The organism is Sphingomonas sp. P4_G3 (assembly GCF_056401105.1).
In genome coordinates this window covers 125,859-150,181 of sequence record NZ_JBFUJZ010000005.1, presented here as the reverse complement: position 1 = coordinate 150,181, position 24,323 = coordinate 125,859, and the positions used below count along the sequence as shown (strand labels likewise).

General features: G+C 64.9%; 17 protein-coding genes. 7 read left to right on the top strand and 10 right to left on the bottom strand.

Annotated features, from left to right (window positions below):
• Positions 1-18 precede the first annotated feature (18 nt).
• From AC1DQQ_RS14895 to AC1DQQ_RS14885, 3 genes are all read right to left on the bottom strand, one after another.
• Positions 19-2,394: a GH92 family glycosyl hydrolase gene (locus AC1DQQ_RS14895; RefSeq protein WP_478045622.1), complete on the bottom strand. Its 2,376-nt coding sequence runs from the start codon at positions 2,392-2,394 to the stop codon at positions 19-21.
• 201 nt (positions 2,395-2,595) lie between these two features.
• Complete coding sequence (locus AC1DQQ_RS14890) at positions 2,596-3,825, bottom strand: ROK family transcriptional regulator (RefSeq protein ID WP_478029689.1); 1,230 nt, start codon at positions 3,823-3,825, stop codon at positions 2,596-2,598.
• Positions 3,826-3,976: 151 nt separating this feature from the next.
• Positions 3,977-5,317, bottom strand: a complete 1,341-nt coding sequence (locus AC1DQQ_RS14885; RefSeq protein ID WP_478045621.1) for a sugar porter family MFS transporter — start codon at positions 5,315-5,317, stop codon at positions 3,977-3,979.
• 246 nt (positions 5,318-5,563) lie between these two features.
• On the opposite strand from AC1DQQ_RS14885, the gene AC1DQQ_RS14880 reads away from it, so the two are divergent.
• Positions 5,564-6,826: an MFS transporter gene (locus tag AC1DQQ_RS14880; RefSeq protein ID WP_478045620.1), complete on the top strand. Its 1,263-nt coding sequence runs from the start codon at positions 5,564-5,566 to the stop codon at positions 6,824-6,826.
• Entirely contained in the window at positions 6,823-9,216 is a 2,394-nt protein-coding gene (locus tag AC1DQQ_RS14875) for a glycoside hydrolase family 31 protein (RefSeq protein WP_478045619.1), read from the top strand. Before AC1DQQ_RS14880 ends, AC1DQQ_RS14875 begins: the two co-directional genes overlap by 4 nt.
• A 13-nt stretch (positions 9,217-9,229) precedes the next feature.
• Here AC1DQQ_RS14875 and AC1DQQ_RS14870 read toward each other — a convergent pair whose 3' ends face one another.
• Positions 9,230-10,033, bottom strand: a complete 804-nt coding sequence (locus AC1DQQ_RS14870) for a FadR/GntR family transcriptional regulator (protein WP_478042293.1) — start codon at positions 10,031-10,033, stop codon at positions 9,230-9,232.
• 170 nt (positions 10,034-10,203) lie between these two features.
• Between AC1DQQ_RS14870 and AC1DQQ_RS14865 the strand changes: the two genes are divergently transcribed.
• The 4 genes from AC1DQQ_RS14865 to AC1DQQ_RS14850 all read left to right on the top strand — a co-directional run bounded on the left by AC1DQQ_RS14865 (position 10,204) and on the right by AC1DQQ_RS14850 (position 17,071).
• Positions 10,204-12,543 (top strand): TonB-dependent receptor, encoded by a 2,340-nt coding sequence (locus tag AC1DQQ_RS14865; protein ID WP_478045618.1) that lies wholly within the window; start codon positions 10,204-10,206, stop codon positions 12,541-12,543.
• Positions 12,544-12,598: 55 nt separating this feature from the next.
• Complete coding sequence (locus AC1DQQ_RS14860) at positions 12,599-13,903, top strand: alpha/beta hydrolase family protein (RefSeq protein WP_478045617.1); 1,305 nt, start codon at positions 12,599-12,601, stop codon at positions 13,901-13,903.
• Between the two features lie 64 nt (positions 13,904-13,967).
• A complete protein-coding gene (gene uxuA / locus AC1DQQ_RS14855; RefSeq protein ID WP_478045616.1) occupies positions 13,968-15,152 on the top strand; it encodes a mannonate dehydratase in 1,185 nt (394 codons plus the stop codon).
• Positions 15,153-15,184: 32 nt separating this feature from the next.
• Positions 15,185-17,071 carry a glycoside hydrolase family 2 protein gene (locus tag AC1DQQ_RS14850; RefSeq protein ID WP_478045615.1) on the top strand — a complete coding sequence of 629 codons (1,887 nt, stop codon included), beginning with the start codon at positions 15,185-15,187 and terminating at the stop codon, positions 17,069-17,071.
• Positions 17,072-17,104: 33 nt separating this feature from the next.
• On the opposite strand, the gene AC1DQQ_RS14845 is transcribed toward AC1DQQ_RS14850, so the two are convergent.
• The 5 genes from AC1DQQ_RS14845 to AC1DQQ_RS14825 all read right to left on the bottom strand — a co-directional run bounded on the left by AC1DQQ_RS14845 (position 17,105) and on the right by AC1DQQ_RS14825 (position 22,326).
• Complete coding sequence (locus AC1DQQ_RS14845) at positions 17,105-17,740, bottom strand: 2-dehydro-3-deoxy-6-phosphogalactonate aldolase (RefSeq protein WP_478029680.1); 636 nt, start codon at positions 17,738-17,740, stop codon at positions 17,105-17,107.
• A complete protein-coding gene (locus AC1DQQ_RS14840; RefSeq protein WP_478045614.1) occupies positions 17,737-18,606 on the bottom strand; it encodes a 2-dehydro-3-deoxygalactonokinase in 870 nt (289 codons plus the stop codon). Before AC1DQQ_RS14840 ends, AC1DQQ_RS14845 begins: the two co-directional genes overlap by 4 nt.
• 4 nt (positions 18,607-18,610) lie before the next feature.
• Complete coding sequence (locus AC1DQQ_RS14835) at positions 18,611-20,230, bottom strand: sodium/sugar symporter (RefSeq protein ID WP_478029678.1); 1,620 nt, start codon at positions 20,228-20,230, stop codon at positions 18,611-18,613.
• A gap of 84 nt (positions 20,231-20,314) precedes the next feature.
• Positions 20,315-21,466 (bottom strand): aldose epimerase family protein, encoded by a 1,152-nt coding sequence (locus AC1DQQ_RS14830; protein ID WP_478045613.1) that lies wholly within the window; start codon positions 21,464-21,466, stop codon positions 20,315-20,317.
• An 11-nt stretch (positions 21,467-21,477) separates the two neighbouring features.
• Positions 21,478-22,326, bottom strand: coding sequence for an SMP-30/gluconolactonase/LRE family protein (locus AC1DQQ_RS14825; protein WP_478045612.1), 849 nt, complete (start codon positions 22,324-22,326; stop codon positions 21,478-21,480).
• Positions 22,327-22,842: 516 nt separating this feature from the next.
• On the opposite strand from AC1DQQ_RS14825, the gene AC1DQQ_RS14820 reads away from it, so the two are divergent.
• On the top strand, positions 22,843-23,268 hold the full coding sequence (locus AC1DQQ_RS14820; protein ID WP_478029674.1) for a hypothetical protein: 426 nt from the start codon (positions 22,843-22,845) through the stop codon (positions 23,266-23,268).
• Here AC1DQQ_RS14820 and AC1DQQ_RS14815 read toward each other — a convergent pair.
• Positions 23,263-24,321: a hypothetical protein gene (locus AC1DQQ_RS14815; protein WP_478029673.1), complete on the bottom strand. Its 1,059-nt coding sequence runs from the start codon at positions 24,319-24,321 to the stop codon at positions 23,263-23,265. The two genes, AC1DQQ_RS14820 and AC1DQQ_RS14815, sit on opposite strands and share 6 nt — an antisense overlap.
• Between the last annotated feature and the right edge of the window lie 2 nt (positions 24,322-24,323).

The window sequence follows — 24,323 nt, the reverse complement described above, 5'->3', positions numbered from 1 at the left end:
GCAAAGGGGTACGGCGGGTCAGGGCATCGGCGACATAGATGGCGGCGCGTCGGCCGGCGCCGCGCCCCAATTCTTGTTCGGCGTTGGGCCCATGGTCAGCACCAGCTTGGCGCCATCCTTGATATCGTCATGGCTGAACCACGGCTTGCTCCACGGCCGGCCGTTGAGCGTTGCCGACTGGATGTACATGTTCGTGGCGGAGTTGTTCCTGGCCTCGACCTCCAGCGTCTTGCCGTTGCCCATCTGCAGCTTGACGTCGTCGAAGATCGGGCTGGCGATGATGTAATTCTGGTTCGACGGATCGACCGGATAGAATCCCATCGCGCTCAGCACGTACCAGGACGATGTCGCGCCCTGATCGTCCATTCCGGGATAGCCATAGCCCGACGCGTCGCTGCCATACATTTCGGCGAGGATCCGGCGAGTCAGCGCCTGCGTCTTCCACGGCTGGCCGCCCCAGTCGTAATAATAAGCGGCCTGCTGGTCGGGCTGGTTGCCCTGGACATATTGGCCGATCAGCCCGGTGCAATCGCGGCAGATGCCCTTGGGATTGTAGGGCGTGGAGAAGAACCGATCGAGCTTGGCGGTGAAGGCCTGGCGGCCGCCAAGCAACCTGGCCAGCCCGTTGACGTCATGCGGCACCAGCCACAAGGTCGACCAGCCCGACGCCTCCTTCATCATGAAATTGTAATAGGGTTCGCCCGGATCGAACGGCGAAATCCACTTGCCGTCGGCGGTCCGGCCGCGGACGAAGCCAACCGATTTGTCGAACACGTTGGCGTAATTGTGCGCCCGCTTCAGGAACAGGGCGTAATCGTCCATCTTCCCGAGCCGCCTGGCATATTGCGCCATCGCGAAATCGTCCCAGGCATATTCGAGCGTGGTCGCAGCCCCCGCCTTGCCGCCGGCATAAGGCGGGCTGGGATTGTGGTCGGGGACGACATCCGCGATCCAGCCGTTCTTGTCGTACTCGGCGAGATAATGGCGCGGGCCGGCGGGATCGGTCGCGTTCTTGCGGAGATATTCATACGCCGCCGGATAGTCGAACGGGATGCCGCGCTCCCACGCGCCCAAATACATGAACACCGCATTGTCGCCGTGGAACGACGTGTTCATGAAGCCCTTTTCGCGCGCCATATCGAGTTCGGACTGCATGATGTCGCGCATCGTCTCCGGCTCCAGCAATTCGAGCAGGACGATCTGGTTGCGGCCGGTATCCCAGAACGGCACCGGGCCGTAGCGATCGTGCGTCGCGGTCTGCACCTTGCCGTTGGTGTCGGTGAACTTCTCTCCCTTGGCGGCAACCAGGCGCGGGCTGGCGAACGACTGGAACAAGGTCGAATAGAACAGCATCCGCTGCTTGGGCGTCCCGCCGGCCACCTGGACGCGATCGAGCAGTTTCGACCAGGCACCGCGCGCCGCGTTGCGAACGCCATCGAAATTCCAGCCGGGTAATTCGTCGCGCAGGCGCTGCTCGGCCTGGGCGTAGCTGGTACCGTGCGCGATCTTCATCAGCACCTTCTCGCCCGCCTTGGTGCGAAAGGTGATGTAGCCGCCCGCAAAACTGCCGGAGATCGTGCGCTGGCCGGGCTCGACCCTTTTGTCGCCGATACCCCAGCCCTTGGCGTCGCCGGGCGCCTTGCTGAAGGTTCCCAGGCTGGCGAACGGCTTGGAGAACAGGGCGACGAAATAGGCGCCGTCCGCGCCGCCGCTATCCTTCGACACGCCCCGCACCATCTGGTCGCCGACGATCTCGATATCGCCGCCATGTTCGGGAAAGTTGATCAGCACGTTCGACCGGTCGCTTGCGGGAAAGGTGAACCGCATCAGGCTCGCCCATTGCGTGGCGGTCAGTTCGGCCGTCGTCCGGAACGTGTCGAGATAGACCGAATAATAGCCCGGCGACGCGATCTCGCGCGACTTGTCGTAATAGGATTGCGAATAGGCAGGGGGCACCGACCAGTCGCCAACCACCGGCATGATGATCGGCTCTGCGCGGCCGCCATAGGACGACCCGCCGCCGCCGGAAAATCCGATCATCGTCGGATTGGTGTAATAATAGGGAACCTCGACGCCGTTCGGATAGGTCAGCGCGATATTGTTGTTGATCGGCGCCGCCTCGACCGAACTGTGCGGCAGGCGCGCGCCGGGCGAGGTCTGGCCGGAATAGACCGGCTCGCCCGGCGGCGGTGCGTTGCCGATCAACTCAGGCCGGTCGAGCGGCGCGGTGCCAACCAGCGGATTGACCTCATCGACCGGGGCTTTGGCGGGAGCCGTCTGCGCGCTGACGACCGCCGCCCCCGACAAGGCGAGCGACAGGCTCAGCGGCAATAGCAACAGGCGAGCGCTGCGACCCTGCCCATCCGGCCATGCAAGCTTCTGGCGGATACCCACGGTACCTCCCCTGGTTCTCGGAGCTATTGCTGCCCCTGGCGACCACCCCATTGGTCCTGTTTCCAACGGCGTCGAGCAGTACCGTCGATTAAATTAAGTATTTTGTCAATTGAATTAGTACGGCAAAAAAAGCTCGCCCGTGCCGTACGTTATCTGTCGGTGAAGCCGGATGGATCGACGCTGTTTACGCGTCGATCGCGCTCAGCGCGCCGGCTGGATAGCTCGGCCGTTGGTGTTGCTGGTCGCCGGCACTTTCCACAAGGCGCCGGGCTTGGGCAGCAGGAAATGGCTGAACGGCAGGATGGCCGCTCCAACCGCGGGCGCGTCGTCCGACAAGGCGGCACGTGCCACCGGCGCGATCACCGGCACGTTGGTCGCCTGGTCGCGCAACAGATCGTGTGCTCGTTCCGCCAGACGCTCGACGATCGCGCTCGGCAAGCGCCCACCGACCAGCACGACGCCGGGATTGATCAGGCAATTCACCGCCTCGAGCGGGACGTAGAGCTGCTCGGCTGCCTGGCTGATCCATCCATCGACGCACGTCTCGGCCGCCGGCGACAGCTTCGCCACGCCCATCACATCGGCGAGGCTCAACCCGTCGCGCTCGAGATGCCCGGCCAGGCCCGACAGCGATACGAGATTCTGGATCTGATCGCGCGGACCGCTGCCAGGCGCGTGCATGAAGCCCAGTTCTCCGCTGCGGCCGTCGACGCCACGGAAATAGGCGCCATCGATGACGAGGCCGCCGCCCAGCCCCGATGAGATAAGGATGTAAAAGAAAGTGCTGTGCTTCTGCCCAAGGCCGAGCTGCATTTCCCCCATCGCGGCGGCCGCAGCGTCATTCTCGACGAAGATCGGCAGCGAGAAGGGTTTGTCGAACAGATCGCCCATGTCGATCTTGTCCCACTTGGCATAGTCTGCGGGACGCCCCGGCAGATCGACCAGACCGAGATCGTCGGGGACCGCCACGCCCAGACCGACCAGGCTCGCCTCCTTGATCCCCGCCGACCGCATCATCTCCTTGATCGATCGCCGATAGAGCGAGCGGACATGGTCGGGCAGCGCGAAATTCACTTCCTCCGACACGCGGGCCAAGGTCTCGCCGGCGAAGTTGACCAGCACGATGGTGATGTGGTCGCGGTCGATATTGACGCCGATCGAGTGGCAGGCATCGCGATTGATGACGAGCTTGGTCGGCGGCTGGCCACGCCCGCCGCGGCGCTGGCCCGCCTCCTCGATCAAGCCGTCCGCGAGCAGGCGCTTGGTGATGTTGGCGATGGCCGGCGCGGTCAGCCCGGTAATCTCGGCGAGTTCCACTCGGGTCAGCAAGCCGTTGATGCGGATCGCATGGAGCGTGACGCGCTGGTTGTGGTCGGCGGCGCGCTCCAGGTTGGTGCCCGAGAGCCTGAGGCGGGTTGTCGGCTGGGTCATCCGTGCATCCTTATTGCCCGAGCGCGGGTGATCCCCACTTCTTGTTGAATCACGAGGCGACGGATGACCATGAGCATAGTCATACGAATTAGCTGGCCGCGGTCGAGAACGCCAATGCGGAATGTCCCCAATATGGTTTCAATTCTGGCCATTACGCCGCCTTTGCTCGGGGTTGGTTGATGGCATCCTCCATCGCTTCCAGCGTGACCCCGCGCGTCTCGGGGAAGAAGCGCCAGACGACGAGGAATTGCACGGCCATTGCCGCCGCGAAGAACCAGAAGGGTGCCGCCTGAGTATAGCGCGCGACCACCGGGAAACCGAACGCGATCAGCGCATTCATTCCCCAATGCGTCGCGCTGCCCAGCGCCTGGCCGCGCGCGCGCACCGCGGTCGGGAAAATCTCCGACAGATAGACCCAGATCACCGCCCCCTGCGAAATCGCGAAGAACAGAATGAAACCGATCAACGCGGGAAGCAGCAGCGCCTGTCCCCGCCCCGTCGAATAGATCGTCGCCACCGCCGCCAGCGCGAGTCCGGTGCCCGCGGCGCCGATCAGCAGCAGCGGCTTGCGCCCCGCGCGGTCGATCACCGTCATGCCGACAAAGGTCGCCAGCAGATTGGCGACGCCGATCGCGACCGATTGCAGGTCGGCCGATAACCGATCGAACCCGGCGGCGGCGAAGATATCGCCGAGATAATAGAGGATCGCGTTGATCCCGGAGAGTTGATTGAACGCCGCGACGCCGATCGCGAGCAGGATCGGCTTGCGGTAAGCCGCCCAGCTGAGCCGCGTATTCGAGGTCTCGACCTGATCGCTGCGGAACTCGGCGATGATCGCCTGCGGGTCGCCCATCCCGAGCTGGGCAATCGCCGCCAGCGCATCCTCGTCGCGCCCGCGTTGCGCCAGCCAGCGCGGCGACGGCGGGATGCGCAACAGCATGATCAGGAACAGGATAGCCGGAAGGGCAGCGATGCCGAGCTTGATTTGCCAGGCGAGATCGGTCGTCACCAGCCGGCCGATCACGAAATTGCTGATATAGGCGACCAGAATGCCGATCACGACATTGAGCTGGAACAGCGCGACCAGGAATCCGCGCCGTGCCGCCGGGCTCACCTCGGCGATATAGACCGGGGCGAGCACCGACGAACCGCCGATCGCCAGGCCGCCGAGGAACCGGAACGCGACGAACGCCACGAGATTCCAGCTCATCGCCGAGCCTAAAGCCGAGATGATATAAGCGACCGCGATCCAGATCAGTACGGCCCGGCTGCCATATCGGTCGCCCGGCTTGCCCGCCCCGAGCGCGCCGATCAGCGTCCCGATCAATGCCGCCGATACCGCCGTCCCAAGCCCGATCGCGCTGAGCCCGAACACGCCCCGCAGCGCCTCGGTAACGCCGGAGATAACCGCCGTATCGAAACCGAACAGCAATCCGCCCAGGCTGGCAGTGCCCACTGCGTTCCAATTGACGCGTTCCTTCGGCGTGCCCATCAAGCTGTCTCCAACCGCACCCGAGCTGTTCGCTCTATTTATTTATCTAATTGAAGTATTAATCTAGCTGGTCAAGCGCGTGTGGGCTCGAGGCGGCCACCGAATGGCGGCCGGGACGAAGATTCGAGCAGCTGGCAGGCCACTTGTCGATCTGGCCTGCTCACTGGTCTGACCAATATCGACAAATCCCACCGGAGGCGCTACGCCGCATGCCAGCGGACAACGCCGCGGGCTGGGGAGAGGATCGTGAAGCGGATACCGCATTTGCGCTGGTGGATCGTCGCGCTGATCTGCGCCGGCACGATCGCCAATTACCTCGCGCGCAATTCGCTCGGTGTGCTGGCCCCCGAGCTCAAGACGTCGATGTCGATCTCTACCGCGCAATACAGCTATGTCGTCATGGCGTTCCAGCTCGCTTATACCGTCATGCAGCCGATCGCCGGCTACATCGTCGACCGGTTCGGGCTGCGTGCCGGGTTCGCGTTTTTCGGAATCGCATGGTCCGCCGCCAACATGCTCCACGCGCTGGCCGGCGGATGGATCAGCCTTGCCTTCTTTCGCGGATTGCTGGGCCTGGCCGAGGCGGCGGCGATCCCGTCGGGCATGAAGGCGATTGCCGAATGGTTTCCGGCGCGCGAACGCTCGATCGCGACGGGGTGGTTCAACGCCGGAACCTCGCTCGGCGCCCTGATCGCGCCGCCGCTCGTCGTCGCGGTCGCCTTATGGGGCAATTGGCGGCTGGCCTTTATCGTCACCGGCGCGGTCGGGCTGGTTTGGGCAGCCGCATGGTATGCTTTTTACCGATCGCCGACCGAGCATCCCGCGATCACGCCGCGCGAGCAGGCGATGATCGCGGAGGATCGCCCCAAAATCCCTGCCCGAAAGGCCAGCGCGCGCGAGATCCTGTCTTCCGCGCGCTTCTGGGTGATCGCGGTGCCGCGCTTCCTTGCCGAACCGGCGTGGCAAACCTTCAGCTTCTGGATCCCGCTCTATCTCGCGACCGAGCGCCACATGGATCTGGCGCATATCGCCGCGTTTGCGTGGCTGCCGTTCCTGGCGGCGGATCTCGGCGGCGTGCTCGGCGGATATCTTTCGCCGTTCTTCATGAAGCGCTTCCACGTCAACCTGATACCCTCGCGCGTGCTCGGGATCAGCCTGGGCGCGGTATTGATGATCGCGCCCGGATGCATCGGGCTCGCTGTCAGCCCTTATGTCGCCATCGCCTTGTTCTGCATCGGCGGGTTCGCGCATCAGATGATCTCGGTGCTGATCAACACGCTATCCGCTGATGTCTTCACGCCGGAGGAAGTCGGCACCGCCAATGGCTTTGTCGGGCAGGCAGGCTGGGTCGGCGGGCTGCTATTCACGTTCCTGATCGGGCAATATGCCGATCGCGTCGGTTACGCACCCTTGTTCGCGGCGCTCGGCATATTCGATCTGATCGGGGCCGCCGTGCTGATCGCCTTTGTCCGCCGCTTGTCCCTCCCGCAAATGGAAGCCCGCTCATGAGACGCGCCGTGTTATCCGACCCGCCCTTGTTCGCGCTGACCGAACGCGGCCCCGGCCGGCTGACGCTGACCGCAGATACCAGCGCGGTGGCGCATCTGTTCGTGCTCGAGGACGATATCGTCCGGCTGTTGCTGCTCGCCGATGGCAAGGTGACGAGCCCGCCGAGCTGGGCGATCGCGCCGGGCGCCGCCGACATCGCCGAGCCCGGGCGCGACCGCCTGGATGTCGCGGGCTTCTCCTGTCCCGACTTCCGGCTGGAGCAAAGTGACGACCGGATCATCGTCGAGACCGCGCTGCTGCGCGTCAGCATCCGGCTGCATGGCCTCTATTGCACCTGGGAACAGCGCGACGGCGATGCGTGGCGGCTGATGGCTGCCGACCGTCCGACCCAAGCCTATGATTTCGGCTGGTGGGACGGCCGCGCGCATCATTATGTCGCGCGTCGGCCCGGCGAACGCTTCTACGGGCTTGGCGACAAAAGCGGTGACAATGATCGCGCGGGCCGGCGCTTCCGCCTGACCAATCTCGACGCCATGGGCTATGACGCGGAGACCAGCGATCCGCTCTACAAATCGATCCCGTACGTGCTGGTCGCGGACGCCGATGGCCGCTGCCACGGCACCTTCTACGACACCAATGCCGACGTGCGTTTCGACTTCGGCCGCGAGATGGACAATTATCACGGCTGGTACCGCCATATGGTGGCGGAGGCCGGCGATGTGGATTTGTGGATGATCGCCGGCCCGGATCCTTTGGCCGTTACCCGGCGCTTCACCTGGCTGACAGGTCGCCCGGCACTGATGCCGCGCTGGTCGCTCGGCTATTCGGGGTCGACGATGAGCTATACCGACGCGCCCGACGCCGCGGCGCAGATGACGGGGTTCCTCGACAAACTCGCGGAGCACGATATCGGCTGCACCTCGTTCCATCTGTCGTCGGGCTACACGTCGATCGGCGACAAACGCTACGTGTTCAACTGGAACACCGACAAATTCCCCGACCCGGCCGGTTTCGTGACGAGCTACGCGCAGGCGGGCGTCGAGCTCGTGCCCAATATCAAGCCGGCCTTGCTGCGCAGCCATCCGCGCTATGACGAGGTCGCCGCCAAGGGGCTGTTCGTCGCCTATGACGACGGCACCCCGGTCGAGGTGCAATTCTGGGACGAAGTCGGCAGCCAGATCGACTTCACCAATCCGCGCGCCGCCACATGGTGGCGCGAGCAGGTCAGGACCGCGTTGCTCGACAAGGGGATGGTCGCGACCTGGAACGACAATAATGAATATGAGATCTGGGACGCGCGCGCCCGGTTCGCCGGCTTCGGCCAGCCCCGCGCCGCGGCCGAAATGCGGCCCGTCCAGCCCTTGTTGATGACGCGTGCGTCGCGGCGCGCCCAGGCCGAGGCGCTGCCCGATCGCCGTCCTTATGCCGTCACGCGGTCGGGCATGGCCGGATTGCAGCGTTATGCCCAGACCTGGAGCGGCGACAATCTGACCGAGTGGAAGTCGCTACGTTATAATGCGCGCCAGTCGATCGGGCTGGCGCTGTCCGGCGTATCGAACAGCGGCCATGATGTCGGTGGTTTCGCCGGACCGGCACCGTCGCCCGAACTGCTGATCCGCTGGGTGCAGGCAGGCGTGTTGATGCCGCGCTTCAGCATCCATAGCTGGAATGACGACCGCTCCGTCAACGAGCCGTGGATGTACCCGGAGGCGCTGCCCGTGATCCACCGGCTGATGGCGCTGCGCCAGACGCTGATCCCCTTCTTCTATGACCTGTTGCACACCTATCACGCCGATTATGAGCCGATGGTGCGGCCGACCTGGCTCGACTTCCCCGAAGACGCCATCGCCTGGGAGGAGAATGACGAGCATCTGCTCGGGCCCAACCTGCTGGTCGCGCCGGTGATGGAGCAGGGTGCCGGAACGCGAACCTTGCGGCCGCCGGAAGGCGCGGAATGGCTCGACGTGTGGACCGGAGAGCGGATCGCCGGAGGAACATCGGTCACGCTCGATGCGCCGCTCGACGGATTGCCGCCGCTGCTGGCGCGCGCCGGATCGGCGATGCTGGTTGATCTCGCGCGCGGCGGATGGCAGCCCGAACCCTATCGCCGCGGCGTGTGGCTGTTCCCGCCTCGTGACGGTGCCTTCAGCTGGTCGGCAGTCGAGGATTCGGGCGATGGCGATGGGCCGGTCGATATCTGGCATCTCGCCGGCCGGGCGGACGCGACCCGGATCGTCGTCGACGTGCGCCGCGACGGACCCGGTAGCTGGGGCGATGGCATTATCACCCTGTTACTGCCGCCGAACGAGACCCGTTCGCTGGTGGTGAATGGCGGCGTCGGGAGCGACATCGACCATGACGGTCGCCGCGGCGTCACGCTGACGATCTAGCGCAGCGCGGATCTCAGATCGCGACGCGGCGCGCCAGGTCGGTGCGCCTGGCTTCCACCTCGGCGCGGGCGCGTTCGAACGCGTCGCTTTCGGTCGCCGTGAGCAATCCATCGATCACGCGCGCAAGATGGTCGCGCATTGCCTCGCGCGCCGCCTTGGGGTTGCGCTCGCGCAGCGCGGCGAGGATCGTCTGATGCTCGTCGATCCGCGGCACCACGCCGACGCTGCGCGCGCGTTCAAGCATGTGCTGGCAAAGCGGCGAACGCGACCGCGCGTCCCACAACGATTCGACCACGTCGACCACCGCCGAATTGCGCGTGGCCCGCGCGATCGCCAGGTGGAATTCGCGGTCGGCATGCTCGCCGCTGACATTTTCCTCGTTCTCGCGCTCCATGTCGCCGATCAGGACTTCAAGCGCGGCGATCTCCTCGTCGGTGATCGACACCGCGGCAAGCGCCGCCGATTCCCCTTCGAACAGGCGGCGCGCCTCGGTCAGTTCGAACGCGCCGATATCGAGTCCGATCATCGGCGTGTCGAGCGGCGGGTTATCGACGACGAAGATTCCCGAGCCGTGGCGCGACCGCACGATGCCGATGACTTCGAGCGCGATCATCGCCTCGCGGACCGTCGGCCGGCTGACCTTATACTCGTCGGCGAGCTCGCGTTCGGACGGGATGCGCTGGCCCGGCAGGAAGTCCCCACGCTGGATCGCCTCCGCGACGGACGCAGCGACCTGCTGGTAGAGTTTGCGCCCATCGGGCTGCGACGCGGCCCCCGCTGGCTTGGCAACTGGCCTGATCAATCTCTGTATCGGCATAACCGGTTGATCCTTACCAAAGCCCGTGCGCAGCGGCAACAGCGACCTTCCTTGGTAAGGTGGCCTGACGGGCTTTTGTCAGGCAATCCTTGCATGTGGTCTGACCATTTGTTAGTTGGGGCCGCGAAGCATCGGCGAAAAGACCCGAGGCACGACATGGAGAGGGAAAGATGATCGGATTACATGCATCTGTCGGACGCGGCGCGCTCGCCCTGTCGCTCGCATTCTGCGCGACGCCGGCACTGGCCCGGGCGGACAAACCGGCCGATCCCGGCCAGACCACGCCGGACGCTGCCGCACCCCAGAGCAGTCCAGTTGCCGCCGAAACGAATGAACCCGTTCCGGGCGACATCATCATCACCGCTCAGAAGCGCTCGGAAAATATCCAGAAGGTGCCGCTGGCCGTTTCGGTGGTCAGCGAAGAGCAGCTCAAGGCCTCCGGCGTCACCCAGTTTCAGGATCTGGGCAAGATCGCGCCGTCGCTGACCGTCCGCCCGGCCGAGCATCCGGTCAACGCCAACGTGTCACTGCGCGGCGTCGGCACCTTCGCCTTCGGCATCGGCGTCGAACCGAGTGTCGCGGTGCTGGTCGACGAAGTGCCGCTGGCTTTCCAGGCGCGTGCCTTTACCGATTTGCCCGACGTCGAGCGGATCGAAGTGCTGCGCGGCCCGCAAAGCACGCTGTACGGCAAGTCGGCCTCGGCCGGCCTGATCAACATCATCACGCGCCAGCCCACCGACACGTTCCGTGCGCGCTTCAACGTGATGGGCACGACCGACAGCGAATATGGCGGCAATTTCAGCGTTTCCGGCCCGATCAGTTCGCAGCTCGGCTATGTCCTGTCGGCCAGCTATTCGAACTGGGACGGCAATGTCCGCAACCTGTTCAACGGCAAGAAAGTGAATGGACGTGAGGCATTCAATACCCGCGGCAAGCTCCGCTGGGAGCCGGCGTCGAACGTCACCATCACCTTGTCGGGCAATTACCTCAACGGCAACACCACAGTCGGGCGCCCGTTCATCCGCCTGGACCCGACCGCGTTGCTGCGCAATACGGCGGGCCAGACCCAGGCAGTGACGATGCCCGGCGTCACGGTCGGTCCGGACAACCAGGACATCAGCAACAATTACAATTCGCGCACCAAATATGAAGGCGGCGGCGGATCGCTGCGCGGGGAAATCGGACTGGGCGACATGACGCTCGTGTCGATCACGTCCTACGACAAATTCCGCCTCAACGACTATCTCGACCATGACGACACGTCGTCGAGCGCAACGGTCGGCAACAACGTCCAGGTCGGCCAATTCCATTCAAAGCTGTTCACGCAGGAAGTCCGCTTGCTCTCGTCCAGCGCCAAGCCCTTCCGCTATACGCTCGGCGCCTATTACGCGAACGTGAAGTTCGAGCGGCCGTTCGCGCGCGGACCTTACTTCTCGTTGGCCAATTGGTACGCGACGTCGAAATCGGAACAGCTGGCCGGGTTTGCGCAGATCGACTGGGAAATCGTGCCCAAGCTGACGCTGACCGCCGGTGGCCGCGTCCAGAACGAGAAGGTGTCCTATACCTTCCAGGACAATCTCGCAGCCGCGGGCTCACAATTCTTTAGCGGCCACGCCGAGGACACAGCCGGCACCTATCGGCTCGCCGCGCGCTATCAGCTCACGCCGGACGTGATGGCCTTTGCCAGCTATTCGACCGGCTACAAGGGTCAGACCTATGACCTGACAACTGGTTTCAACAGGAATCGCGCGAACGCGGGACCGATCAAGCCCGAGCGCTCGCGCGACAAGGAAATCGGTGTCCGCGCGCAGGTGCTCGATCGCAAAGTGACGCTCAACCTCACCTATTTCGACACCAATTATAAGAACCTGCAAGCGCAGACGATCGAAACCTTGTCCGACGGTACGACCAATTTCCGCCTGACTAACGTCGGCGGCCTCAACACCAAAGGGCTCGAGTTCGACAGCACGGCGAGGATCGGCCAGGACTTCAACCTGACGGGGTCGGTTGCCTATCTCGATGCCAAATACACGTCGTACGCACAGGCCCAATGCTATCCGTTGCAGACGCCGGCGCAGGGATGCGTCGCTGCTGTGCCGGCCACGCCTACGACCCCGGCACAGCCTGCCTATCAAGTGCTGACCGGCGCACGCGCCATCCAGGCGCCTAAATGGAAATTCTCGATCGCCGCCGATTATTCGCCGTCGTTGGGCGGCAACCTGAAGGGTGTTGTTCAGGCCAACTGGCAATATCAAAGCAGCGTCTATTATGTCGCGGAAGACCCCCAGACCTTCCAGAAGGCCTATAGCATCGTCAATGCCGGGCTGGGTGTTCGCGACAAGGACCGCAAGTGGGAAATCGTCGCGTTCGTCAACAACCTGTTCGACGTTCAATATTATCCGTCGCTGGTCAACACGGCGGGCAATTTCGGCAACAAGATCGCGACCCAAGCACTGCTGCCGCGCGACTTCCGTCGCTATGGCGGGCTGCGGTTGGGCGTGAACTTCTGATGGACAGGCGGGGCGCGTATCGCCCCGCCTCCTCGTGCGGATCGGGAGCGACGTGATGGTTCGTTTTGCGCTGCCGGTGGCAAGTGCCGTAGCGCTGCTCGCGGCGGCAGGCGCCCCGGCCCAGGATGCACCGGCACGGCCGGGAGTCGATGCTCCCGAACTCGCCGCGCTCGGCCCCCATCCGGTCGGCGTCGCCGATATCGAATTCGTCCAGCCTGGCCAGGCCAATCCGCTCCAGGGCAAGGATCGACCGGCGATCGTCGACCGGCATCTGGCGCTCAAAATCTGGTATCCGGCCGCCGCGCCGGGAAAAGGCACGACCTACCACTCAGCGCTACCGGGCGAGACCGGCAAGGACGTGACCTTCTCCGTCGCCGGCGTTGCGTCGCCCGGCGCACGTGCCGCCCATGGGACGTTTCCGCTCGTCATCCTGGCGCATGGCTACAGCAACACGCCTGTAGTGCTGTCCTGGCTCGGCGAGAACCTTGCCAGCAAGGGCTATGTCGTCGTCGCGCCGGACTTTCGCGATCCGCCGATTACCATCCGCACCGCCGCGGCTGCCGCCGGTCCGCTCGCCCGGCGGCCGCTCGACATCGCTTTCGTCGCCGCAGAGGCACAGCGGCGCGCACGCGCCGGGCTCGAGCCGTTCGCGACTGCCGATGCCGACCGCACGGTGCTGATCGGCTATTCGATGGGCGGCTATGGCGTGCTCACCGCCGCCGGCGCGCCGCTCGATCCGGCACTGGCAGGGGCGACCCGCAATGTGCTCGCACCCTATGTCGCGACCGGGCCCAAAGCGGACGAGCTCAAGGTCGCCGGGCTGAAGGCGGTGGTCGCGATCTCTCCACCGGCCACGCTTCGCGGCACCAATATGTGGGCCGCGCCCGGCGTCGCCGCGATACACGCGCCGACGCTGTTCATCGTCGGCAGCCAGGACCATGTCGTCGGCTACGACCCCGGCGTGCGGACATTGTTCGCGCAGGAGGCGCACGCGCCGCGCTATCTGCTGACCTTCCGCGAAGCGGCGCACAGCATCGCGCTGATCGGCGCCCCGGCCGGGATGCGCGGCTCCTTCTGGGATCTCGACTGGTTCGAAGATGCCGTGTGGCGCAAGGACCGGCTGATGGCGATCGAGACGCATTTCATCACCGCCTTCCTCGATCGCTACGTCAAGGACGACCAATCCAAGGCCGCCTATATTGACGGGCTGACGCCCAATTCCAACGACGGAATCTGGGCCGGCGCGCCGCCTGGGCGTTATTCCGGATACAGCCCCGGACCGCCCGCCGCTACCTTGTGGAAGGGCTTCGAACCCAACAAGGCATCGGGAATGTCGTTCGAATTCAAACCCGCCGAATAGGCGATACGAAACAGCAATCCGGCGCCGACCGGCCAACACCAACACGCAGGAGCAGTTACCGACGATGTTCATGACGCAGACGATGCGCTGGTTCGGACCCGACGATCCCGTGTCGCTACGGGATATCCGCCAGGCGGGTGCGAGCGAAGTCGTGACTGCGCTGCACGATACGGCCAATGGCGCAGTCTGGCCGCGCGAGGCGATCGCCGCGCGCAAGCGGATGATCGAGCAAGCCGGGCTCGGCTGGACCGTGGTCGAGAGTCTGCCGGTGCACGAGGGCATCAAGACCCGCGGATCCGATTGCGACCGGTTGATCGAGCAATATCGCGAGAGCCTGCGCAACCTTGCCGCGTGCGGGATCGGCGTCGTCACTTATAATTTCATGCCGGTGCTCGACTGGACGCGGACCGATCTGGCCTGGCCGATGCCCGATGGTGCGCTGGCCCTGCGGTTCGAGCTCGAGGCGGTCGCGGTATACGACCTCCACATCCTTCGGCGCCCTGGCGCCGAGCGAGATTATGCCCCGGACATGGTCGAGGCCGCGGCGCGCCGTTTCCAGGCGATGGACGACGATGCTCGCGCGATGTTGGCCCAGACGATCATCGCCGGATTGCCGGGGAGCGAGGAAAGCTTCACCGCGACCGAATTCCTGACGGCGATCCGCAGCTATGCCGATATCGGCCCAGACCGGCTGCGCGAAAACCATGTCGCCTTTCTCGAAGCGGTCTGCCCCGTCGCCGACGAATTGGGCATTCGGCTCGTCGTCCATCCGGATGACCCGCCTTTTCCGATGTTCGGCCTGCCGCGCGTCGTCAGTACCGAGGCGGACGTCGCCAATCTCTTTTCGCGCGTGCCGAACCGGTCGAACGGCCTTTGCTTCTGTGCGGGATCGTTCGGCGTTCGGCCGGACAACGACCTGCCCGGCATGGTCGAGCGGCTCGGCGACCGGATCGGTTTCCTCCATCTGCGCTCGGTGCAGCGCGAGGCCAATGGTGCGTTTCACGAGGCAGCGCATCTGGAGGGCGATGCCAACATGACCGCGATCGTCGGCGCCGTGCACGCGCTGCAACGCCGGACCGGCCGCTCGATCCCGATGCGCCCCGATCACGGCCATCAGATGCTCGACGACCTGACCAAGCGGACCAACCCTGGCTACTCGCTGCTCGGGCGGATGCGCGGGCTGGCCGAACTTCGCGGGCTCGAACGCGGCATCGCTTTCGCGCGCGGCAAACACACGACAACAGACTGAAAACGGGAGAGCGGAACGTGCAGATAGCAAGGATGATCCGGCGACTGATTGCCGTGACGATGGTCTGTGCGGCGCCCGCGGTGGCGCAGCAAGCGGCCGCCCCGACTCTGCCGCTGGCGACGGTCGAAACCGGGCCATTGCTCGTCTCAGCCGATATGCGCGACGGCGTCGATCTGTCGGGGCCGTGGCATTATTCGGTCGATCCGTTCCGCGCCGGCCTTGCCGGCTTTCACGGCGAAACTCCGGGCGAGAGCCAGCAGCGCTATCTCGACCTCGACGTCGCCAAGGCGATGAAGGACGATAATCGCGCGATGTACGAGTTCGATCTCGCGCGCTCGCCGGTCACCACCCTGCCCTCCTCCTGGCTGACCGAAGCGCCCGAGCTTCGTTATTATCAGGGCCTGATGTGGTATCAGCGCACCTTCCCCGCGCCCACGGCGCGCAAGGGCCGCTATTTCCTCCGCTTCGGCGCGGCCAATTATTCGACCGTCGTCTATCTCAACGGCAAGCCGGTCGGGCGGCACGAAGGCGGCTTCACGCCGTTCGCGTTCGAGGTGACCAAACTACTGCGGGCCGGCGACAATCAGATCACGGTCGGCGTGGATTCGCAGGCGACCGAAGCGACCGTGCCGCCACCGGTCACCGACTGGGAGAATTATGGCGGCATCACTCGCCCGATCCGTCTGATCTCGACTCCCGATACCTATGTCGACGACGCCTGGGTGCGGTTGGCCCGCGACGGCCAGCTCGCGATCGACGCCCATCTCGACGGCGCCCAGGCCGGCAATCACGCCATTCGGCTGAAGATCGCCGCGCTCGGGGTCGACCTTGCCGGCACCACTGATGCGAAGGGCAATTGGCGCACGACGGTCGCCGCCCCGCGCGCGCTGGTCCGCTGGTCGCCCGAGCAGCCCAAACTCTATGACGTGACGATCGCCTCGGGCGACGACCAATGGCGCGACCGGATCGGCTTCCGCACGATCGAAGTGCGCGGCCCCGATATCCTGCTCAACGGCAAGCCGATCTTCCTGCGCGGTATCTCGCTGCACGAGGAGGAACTGGGCACCGAGCCGACGCGCGCGATAACTCCGGCCGCGGCGCGCGCCTTGCTCAGCGAGATCAAGGACGGGCTGCACGGCAATTATGTCCGCCTCGCCCATTATCCGCATTCCGAGGTGATGACCCGGCTGGCCGACGAGATGGGGATCATCGTGTGGAGCGAAGTGCCGGTCTATTGGCGCGTCGCCTGGAGCAATCCCGACACGCTGGCGACCGCGCGCAACATGATCGCGGAAAACATCGTGCGCGACCGCAACCGCGCGTCGATCGCGATCTGGAGCGTCGCCAACGAAACGCCGGTGACCGATGCGCGCAACACTTTCCTGCGCACCCTGGTCAGTGACGTGCGCAAGCTCGACGACACGCGGCTGGTCAGCGCGGCGCTGCTGACCGAACGATCGCAGGGGGCCAACGGCAAGCCCGTCATCGCCATGGCGGATCCGCTCGCCGACGCGCTGGATGTGGTCGCGATCAACACCTATTTCGGCTGGTATACGCCGGACCGGCTCGACGACCTAGCGAGCTTCTCGTTCCGCGTGCCCACGAACAAGCCGCTGATCTTCTCCGAGTTCGGCGCCGACGCCAAAGCCGGGTTCCACGATTCCCGCAGCATGCCGGAGAAATTCTCCGAGGAATATCAGGCTGAATTCTACCGCAAGACGTTGGGCATGGTCGACCGGATTCCGACTCTGCGTGGCATGTCGCCCTGGATCCTGAAGGATTTCCGCTCGCCGCGGCGGCAGAATCCGGAGTTCCAGCAGGGCTGGAACCGCAAGGGCCTGATCTCCGAGACCGGTCAGCGCAAACAGGCGTTCGGCGTGCTGGCGGGCTATTATGAGAGCAAGGACGGCCGAAAATGACGCTGGGCCGGAGCGGCATGCTCGATCGATAAATCAGGCGTTCCGCTCCAGCGCCGTGACGAAGGCGCGAGCGCGGGCGCCGACCTCGCCCGCCGTCATGCCTGGCTTGTAGAGCGCCGAGCCGAGACCGAAGCCGGCCGCACCGGCCTGACGCCAGGGTGCCATGCCCTCGGGGACGATGCCGCCCACCGGCAGCACGCGCACGGCGCTCGGCAGGATCGCGCGCATCGCCTTGAGTATTGTCGGGCTGGCGGCTTCGGCGGGGAACAGCTTGAGCGCGGTCGCGCCCGCGTCGAGCGCGGCGAGCGCCTCGCTCGGCGTGGCGATTCCGGGCAGCGACACCAGGCCCGCGGCGGCGCTGGCGCGGATCACGTCGATATTGGTGTTGGGGGAGATCACCATCCGGCCACCGGCGTCGCGCATCGCCGCGACCTGATCGACGGTCAGCACCGTGCCGGCGCCGATCATCGCCCGGTCCCCCAGCGCGGCGACCAGGCGCGCGACGCTGTCGAGCGGATCGGGCGAATTCATCGGCACTTCGATCAGCGTGAAGCCTGCGGCGACCAGTTCCTCGCCGATCGCGACGACTTCGTCGGGGCGCACACCACGCAGGATGGCGATCAGCGGACAGGAGGCAAAGGCGGCGTCGAAAGCGGCAAGCGAAGTCACGAGAGAGAAGCTCCTATCCGGGAAATGCCGGCGACGAACGCCGCCTGGCTGTCGATGATCGTCGCGGCGCGCCCGTTGACCGCGATCGCCGCGGCATAGAGCCCGCCGAGTATTGGGTCGGCCAGAATATAGGCGGTGTCGAACGGATTGACCGCGACGCGCGCGGCGACATCGGCGCCGATGATCAACCCGCTGGCGAAGGAGGCGGCGTCGGTATCGTCGCGCTGGCCCAGCAGTTTCGCCGCGCGGATGCCGAACAGCGACCCGGTCAAATCGCGCTTCGCGCCTTCGCGAACGCCGTCGCGAAACGCGTCGCCCAGCACGACATCGGCGCCCAGCTGCGCCGACAGGATGCCGTGCGCGCGCACCAGCGCGAACAATTCGCCGGTCATCGCGGTGGTGAAGCGCGCGATGCATGCCCCCTCCATCTCGGCCCATTTGCAATGGGTGCCGGGCTGAACAAGCAACGCGTCGGGCGGTGTCAGTCCGGCGGCGACGGCGCCCAGCAATTGCACTTCCTCGCCACGCATCACGTCGCCGCGCACGCCGTCGCTGAACGACACGCCGGGAACGATCGCGGTACGCTCGTCGATGCGCAGCAGGTTGTCGCCGAGATCCTCGAGACCAGCGGGCGCCGGCACATAACGCGCTTCGCGCCAGCCAATCGTCGATCCGACCATTCCCGCCATCAGCACCGGCAAATCGCCGAACCGCGCGCGGATCGCCGCCAGCTCGCCGGCGAAATCGCTGACGGCGGTCACCCCGAGCGCATCGCGCTCGGTCGCGGTGACCGCGCCGTCCTCGATCCGATAGACGCGCCGATTGGTCGTGCCCCAATCGATCGCCAGCAAGGGTCGCACGCTCATGCCATCACCACCAGGTCGCGTAGAGCGCGATCAGGATCACCACGATCAGGCCCGCGGCGATGTTGAACCCGGCCGTCGTTCGGAACGAAACACCGCGCATCGTGATCAGATTACTCTCCGCGCGGGCCGGGCGGAGCAAGGATACGATCACGGCCAGCGCCAGCGCAACGAAAAAGACGATCGACATGCGGTTGATGAACGGGATCGCGTTGAGCGCCGCCGAGCCGCCCCAGGCGGCGGGAAACCAGAAGATGAAGCTCACCACCACCGACGCGATCGCGCCGACGAGCGCGCCCATCTCGGTCGCGCGCGGCCAGAACAGGCCGAGCAGGAAGATCACCGTGATCCCCGGTGTTACGAAGCCCGAAAATTCCTGGATATATTGGAACGCCTGGTCGAGACTGCCGAGCAACGGACGCGCCGTCGCCATCGCGATGACGATCGCCACGGCTGCGGCGATCCGGCCGACCAGCACCAGATGCTTCTCATGCTCGATCGACCCGGCGGCGTCCTCGGCGCGCGTCTGCACGCCTTTCCTCTTGGCGTAGATATCGAGCGTGAAGATCGTCGCGATCGAATTGATCTTGGACGCGGTCGAGGCGATGATCGCCGCGATCAGCGCCGCGAAGACCAGGCCGAGCAAGCCGGTCGGCAACAACCGCATCATCGTCGGATAGGCCTGGTCGGGCTTGGTCAGCCCCGGGGCCAGCACGACGGCGGCGATCCCCGGCAGCACGATGATCACCGGCATCAGCAATTTGAGGAAACCCGCGAACACGACGCCGCGTTGCGCCTCCGACAGGCTCTTCGCCGCCAGCGCGCGCTGGATGATATATTGGTTGAACCCCCAATAGCTGAGGTTGGCGATCCACATCCCGCCGACCAGCACCGCGACACCCGGCAGGTCCTTGTAATGCGGATTGTCGGGCGACAGGATCATGTCGAAATGGTCGGGCACGCGCCGCGTCAGCTCGGTAAAGCCGGCGATAATACCGGCATCGCCACCAATCTTGCCGAGCGTCAGATAGGCGATCACCAGCCCGCCGAACACGAGCAACGCGACCTGGACGATATCGGTCAGCGCCACCGCCTTGAGGCCACCGCGCAGCTGATAGAGCAAGGCGAAGGTGCCGAGCCCGATCAGCGCCACGTCCTGATTGATGCCGGTCACTTGCGTGACGGCAATCGAGCCGAGCCAGATGATCGAGGTCAGGTTCACAAACACGTAGAGGATCAGCCAGAACACCGCCATCACGGTGCGGATCGTCGGCCCGAACCGCTGTTCGAGGAATTGCGGCATCGTGTAGATCTTGTTGGCGAGGAAGATCGGCAGGAACCATTTGCCGACGATCAGCAACGTCGCCGCCGCCATCCATTCGTAGGATGCGATGGCGAGGCCGATGGCATAACCGGACCCCGACATGCCGACGATCTGTTCGGCCGAGATGTTGGCCGCGATCAGCGACGCGCCGATCGCCCACCAGGGAAGATTCTTGGACGCCAGGAAATAGTCCGACGAGTCCTTGGTATGCCCCGCTTTCTCCCGGCTCACCCATTGGGCGAGCCCGAAGATGCAGACGAAATAGATCACGACGACCGCGATATCGATGGTGGCGAGCTGCATGCGCTTTCCCTTCCCCTCCGAATTCCCGATTTCAGCAAGAGCTGAACCGGCAACGCCGCCGATCCGGCGGCGCCGAAACCAATTCTACCGGCGACGCCCGCCGGTCTGACCCGTCGTCAGGCGATAGGTCATGACGTTGCGATAGACCTGACCAGGCGCCAGGCGCGCGGAACCGAAAGCCGGCTGATTGGGCGTATCGGGAAAGAGTTGCGGCTCCATCGCGATCGCGTCGCCCTCGCGATAGATGCGCTTCGCTTTGCCCGACGACGTGCCGTCGAGAAAATTGCCCGAATAGAATTGCAGGCCGGGCTGATTCGACCAGAGCTCGAATCCGCGCCCGGATTTGGGATCGAAGACACGCGTCATCAAATGCTGGTCCGGCGTGACCCGGCGTCCGAGGATCCAATTATGGTCATATCCGCGGCCATAGACGAGTTGCACGTCACGCGCATCGCGCACGCGGTCGCCGATCACGCGTGGCGTGCGGAAATCGAATGCCGTTCCCTTGACCGGCCGCAATTCTCCCGTCGGGATCAAGCCGTCGTCGACCGGCAAATAGGAATCGGCCGGGATCGTCACCATCAATCCCATCGCGCCATTGTCCGATCCCTCGCCGGACAGGTTCCAATATGCGTGGTTGGTGATGTTGGCGATCGTCGGCGCGTCGGTGGTTGCACGATATTCGATGCTGAGCGCGTTCTTCTCGTCGAGCGAATAGGTCGCATCGACGGTCAGCGTGCCGGGATAACCCTGATCGCCGTCGCGGCTGGCATAGCGCAGCGTCACCGACGCCGTCGGCCCGGATTTCACCGAGACCACCGACCACAGCACCTTGTCGAAACCGACGGTGCCGCCATGGAGCGAGTTCTTGCCGTTATTGACCGGCACGCGATAATCGCGCCCGTCGAGTGAAAAGCGGCCGCGGGCGATACGATTGGCGAACCGTCCCACCGTCGAGCCGAAATATTGCGGCGTCTTGAGATACTCGTCGATCGTGTCGTAGCCGAGCACGACATCGGCGCGCTTGCCGCTGCGGTCGGGCACCACCAGCGACTGCAGCGATGCGCCATAGGCGATCACCGTCGCCGACACGCCGGCCTTGTTGGTCAGCGTCACCGCCGGCACCGACCGCCCGTCGGGCAGCCGGCCAAAACTCGATTGCCGCGCCTCCGCCGCCATGCCGGGTGTGGTGACGCCGATCAGCAATGCAGCGAGTGCGAGTGAGCGCAGGACCATGTCAGTCTCCATCATCCGAGGTAACGATAGGGGGAAATGCCGCGGCAGTCGGGGTCGACTTCGAACAGGCACCCCGCCTGCGGCTCGTCGACGCCGTCGGCGGCCGAGGTCACGAACATCCGGTCGAGCGCGTCGCCGGCGAACGCGACATTGGTGATCTGCGATGCCGGCAAGGCGATGGCCCGCTCGCGCCGGCCCGCCGGATCGAACCGCGCCACGCACGACCCGCCCCAGCAGGCCACCCATAAATGGCCTTCGGCATCGATCGTCATGCCGTCGGGATGACCCCAATCGGGCTCGAACACGATATGCGGCTCGCGCGCGCCGACGCTGCCATCGTCATGGACCGGATAGCGGAAGATCTTGTCGAGCGCGGTGTCGGTGTGGAACAGGAAGCCGTCGCCGATCGCGGGACCGTTGGGGATGGTATAGCCATTCTCGATCCGGGTGGCCCGCCCATCGGGATCGAGCCGGTAGAAGGCGCCGCTCGGGCGATCGCAGGTCAACGGCATCGAGCCCGCCCAGATGCGCCCGGCGGCATCCGCCTTGGCATCGTTGAAGCGATTGCCGTCGCGCTCGGGCTCGGGCGCGACAATCGTTTCGATCACCAGTGGATCGAACGACAGCGCGACGAAGGCACGCCCGAGCCCGGCGACGAACCCGCCTTGCTCGCGCTCGATCAGCCAGCCGATCGTGTCGGGCATCGACCAATCGTCGACGCGGCCGCTGGCCAGATCGAGGCGATTGACGCGCGCGCCGAGGATATCGACCCAATAGAGCGCGGTCTCACGGGCGGACCATAGCAGCCCCTCCCCGAGTCGGTCGCGGCGTTCGCGTTCGATCACGCGGACATCGGACATCAATGGCTGTCCCGGAGAAACCCACGCTGGGCAATGCGCTGATCGTCGCCGGCCGGCGCCAGGGTGCGTTCCGCGGTGGTGAGCTCGGCCCGGCGACGATCGGTAAAGCGACGGCTATCCAATCCGCACGGCCACCCCGAACCCATCAGCCTCTCCGTATTCCTACCCTTGTAATCAGGGCCGTTGCGGTTGGCTTGATAGCCTCAACCAAACAAAGATAGAAACCCTATTTGTCTGACAAAATATCGCGAGGCGCCGAATGCCGTGCCCCGATGACGGCCGACTTGCCTTGACTCGCTTGGCGGAGCCTTTTCGTCCTTGGTCAGCGCTCGGCCACGCCACGGCCACCGCTTCAGTTCGGGACGGCCGAGCGCGGCCTATTAGTTGCCGACATCTTCCGGCAGCGATCCGGGAAGACCACACCAAAGGTTATCCGCGCCTTTACCACGCCGGACGACCGCATCTTCACACGTCGCCGTCATAAGCATCCTCGCGTTTCTATCCAAGGATGCCGACATGAAGAACGTTTGTATTGCTTTAGTCGCGGCTTTCGCGGTCGCATCTCCGGCCGCCCAGGCGGTCGATCCCCATGTTGCGGTCAGTTCGGCCCAGTACACGATAGGCATCAGCGGCTTCGTGCCGGTGGTGTGCCGTGCCACGGTCGATGCGGTGATGGTCCCTGCCCAGGGTGGCCAGGTCTCGCTGGGCTCGCTCAACGAATTCTGCAACAGCCCCAACGGCTATGAGGTCTATGCCGATTATTCGGCGAACATGGCTAAGGCGAGCCTGCTGGTCGACGGCCACAAGCTCCCGCTCGGCAAGGACGGCACGGTCCGCGTGACCAAGTCGAACCGCGCAGGCATTGCTGCCCACGCGGTTGCGCTGGATTTGCCGAAGGGCGTCGAGCCGGGAACGATCTCGTTCCGGATCGTCGCGCTATAAGGCAGGACAATTCTGTTGCGATGGCACCGTCGACAATAACGGTGTCACCGTGACGGTGATCGTGTCGCTATAGACCGAGGCGGGCGTCTTGCCTTGCCCGCCTTCGAGCAACGTCGCCCGGATCGGCAGGATGCCGGCCGCCGCGTCGGTGCCGGCGCGCACGCAGGTGACCGTCGTGAAGGTCGGGCTGGCGGTCGTCCGCGCCTGCCCCAGGAACAGCGCCTTGTAAGCGAGCGTCTGGTTGGCATTGGCCAGCGAGCCGCCCGCGAAGGTCAGCTTGTAGGTGTTCTGCGAGGCGATATCGACCTTGTACGGCCCCGAGCTGGCGACGCGGATATAATTGGTGGTCGGCGTCGTATAGGTCGCCGGCGCAGCCAGGACCTGCGTGGTGGTCAAATTGCCGACTTCGCCGAAGTCGAGATTGGTGCCGACATAGCTCGCCTGAAGGCCGCTCAACACGATGACGTTGACGACGATCGCGTTGCTGACCGTGCCGGTATCGGTGAACGGGCCGCCGCCGCCGGTGCCATTGCAGCTATAGACGATGTCGAACGGCAAAGTGGATCCAGCGTTGAGGTTCAGATTGGCCGGCAATTGCAGCGTCAGGTTGAGCGTGAAGATGTCCGATGCCGCGTTGTTGCCGGTGAACGCCCAGCGGAACACGCCCGGTGCGGGGCTGCCCGCGTTGATGTTGAGGATCGGCGGCGACTGGTTGGTGCCGAAGAAGATGTTGCTGCCGGTGGGGCCGCCCGACCCGGATCCCGTCGCGCTGATCGGGATCAGCACGGTACCGTTCTGCGCCGCGGTGGTTCCCTTGACGTAGAATTCGATATTCGCGGTCTTCTCGCCTCCCGCGCCGTTGACGCGCGACAATTGCACGCCGGTCAGGTTGATCGAGGTCGTAGTCCCGTTGAATGGATCATAGGTCAGATTGGCGGTACCGCCGCTGACCGTGGTGAGGCCGCATTTGCCGGCGGCGAGCGCCGCGCCGGGAGATAGCCCGGCGGCGACTGCCAGCCCCAAAAGTGCGTGTCGAAACAGAGACAAGGCCATAC

Excerpts from the sequence above, each read along its gene's own strand:
- AC1DQQ_RS14890 (WP_478029689.1), bottom strand. The coding sequence starts at position 3,825 with ATGACCCAGCCGACAACCCGCCTCAGGCTCTCGGGCACCAACCTGGAG.
- AC1DQQ_RS14885 (WP_478045621.1), bottom strand. The coding sequence starts at position 5,317 with ATGGGCACGCCGAAGGAACGCGTCAATTGGAACGCAGTGGGCACTGCC.
- AC1DQQ_RS14875 (WP_478045619.1), top strand. The coding sequence starts at position 6,823 with ATGAGACGCGCCGTGTTATCCGACCCGCCCTTGTTCGCGCTGACCGAA.
- AC1DQQ_RS14870 (WP_478042293.1), bottom strand. The coding sequence starts at position 10,033 with ATGCCGATACAGAGATTGATCAGGCCAGTTGCCAAGCCAGCGGGGGCC.
- AC1DQQ_RS14865 (WP_478045618.1), top strand. The coding sequence starts at position 10,204 with ATGATCGGATTACATGCATCTGTCGGACGCGGCGCGCTCGCCCTGTCG.
- AC1DQQ_RS14860 (WP_478045617.1), top strand. The coding sequence starts at position 12,599 with ATGGTTCGTTTTGCGCTGCCGGTGGCAAGTGCCGTAGCGCTGCTCGCG.
- uxuA (WP_478045616.1), top strand. The coding sequence starts at position 13,968 with ATGTTCATGACGCAGACGATGCGCTGGTTCGGACCCGACGATCCCGTG.
- AC1DQQ_RS14850 (WP_478045615.1), top strand. The coding sequence starts at position 15,185 with ATGATCCGGCGACTGATTGCCGTGACGATGGTCTGTGCGGCGCCCGCG.
- AC1DQQ_RS14840 (WP_478045614.1), bottom strand. The coding sequence starts at position 18,606 with ATGAGCGTGCGACCCTTGCTGGCGATCGATTGGGGCACGACCAATCGG.
- AC1DQQ_RS14835 (WP_478029678.1), bottom strand. The coding sequence starts at position 20,230 with ATGCAGCTCGCCACCATCGATATCGCGGTCGTCGTGATCTATTTCGTC.
- AC1DQQ_RS14830 (WP_478045613.1), bottom strand. The coding sequence starts at position 21,466 with ATGGTCCTGCGCTCACTCGCACTCGCTGCATTGCTGATCGGCGTCACC.
- AC1DQQ_RS14825 (WP_478045612.1), bottom strand. The coding sequence starts at position 22,326 with ATGTCCGATGTCCGCGTGATCGAACGCGAACGCCGCGACCGACTCGGG.
- AC1DQQ_RS14820 (WP_478029674.1), top strand. The coding sequence starts at position 22,843 with ATGAAGAACGTTTGTATTGCTTTAGTCGCGGCTTTCGCGGTCGCATCT.
- AC1DQQ_RS14815 (WP_478029673.1), bottom strand. The coding sequence starts at position 24,321 with ATGGCCTTGTCTCTGTTTCGACACGCACTTTTGGGGCTGGCAGTCGCC.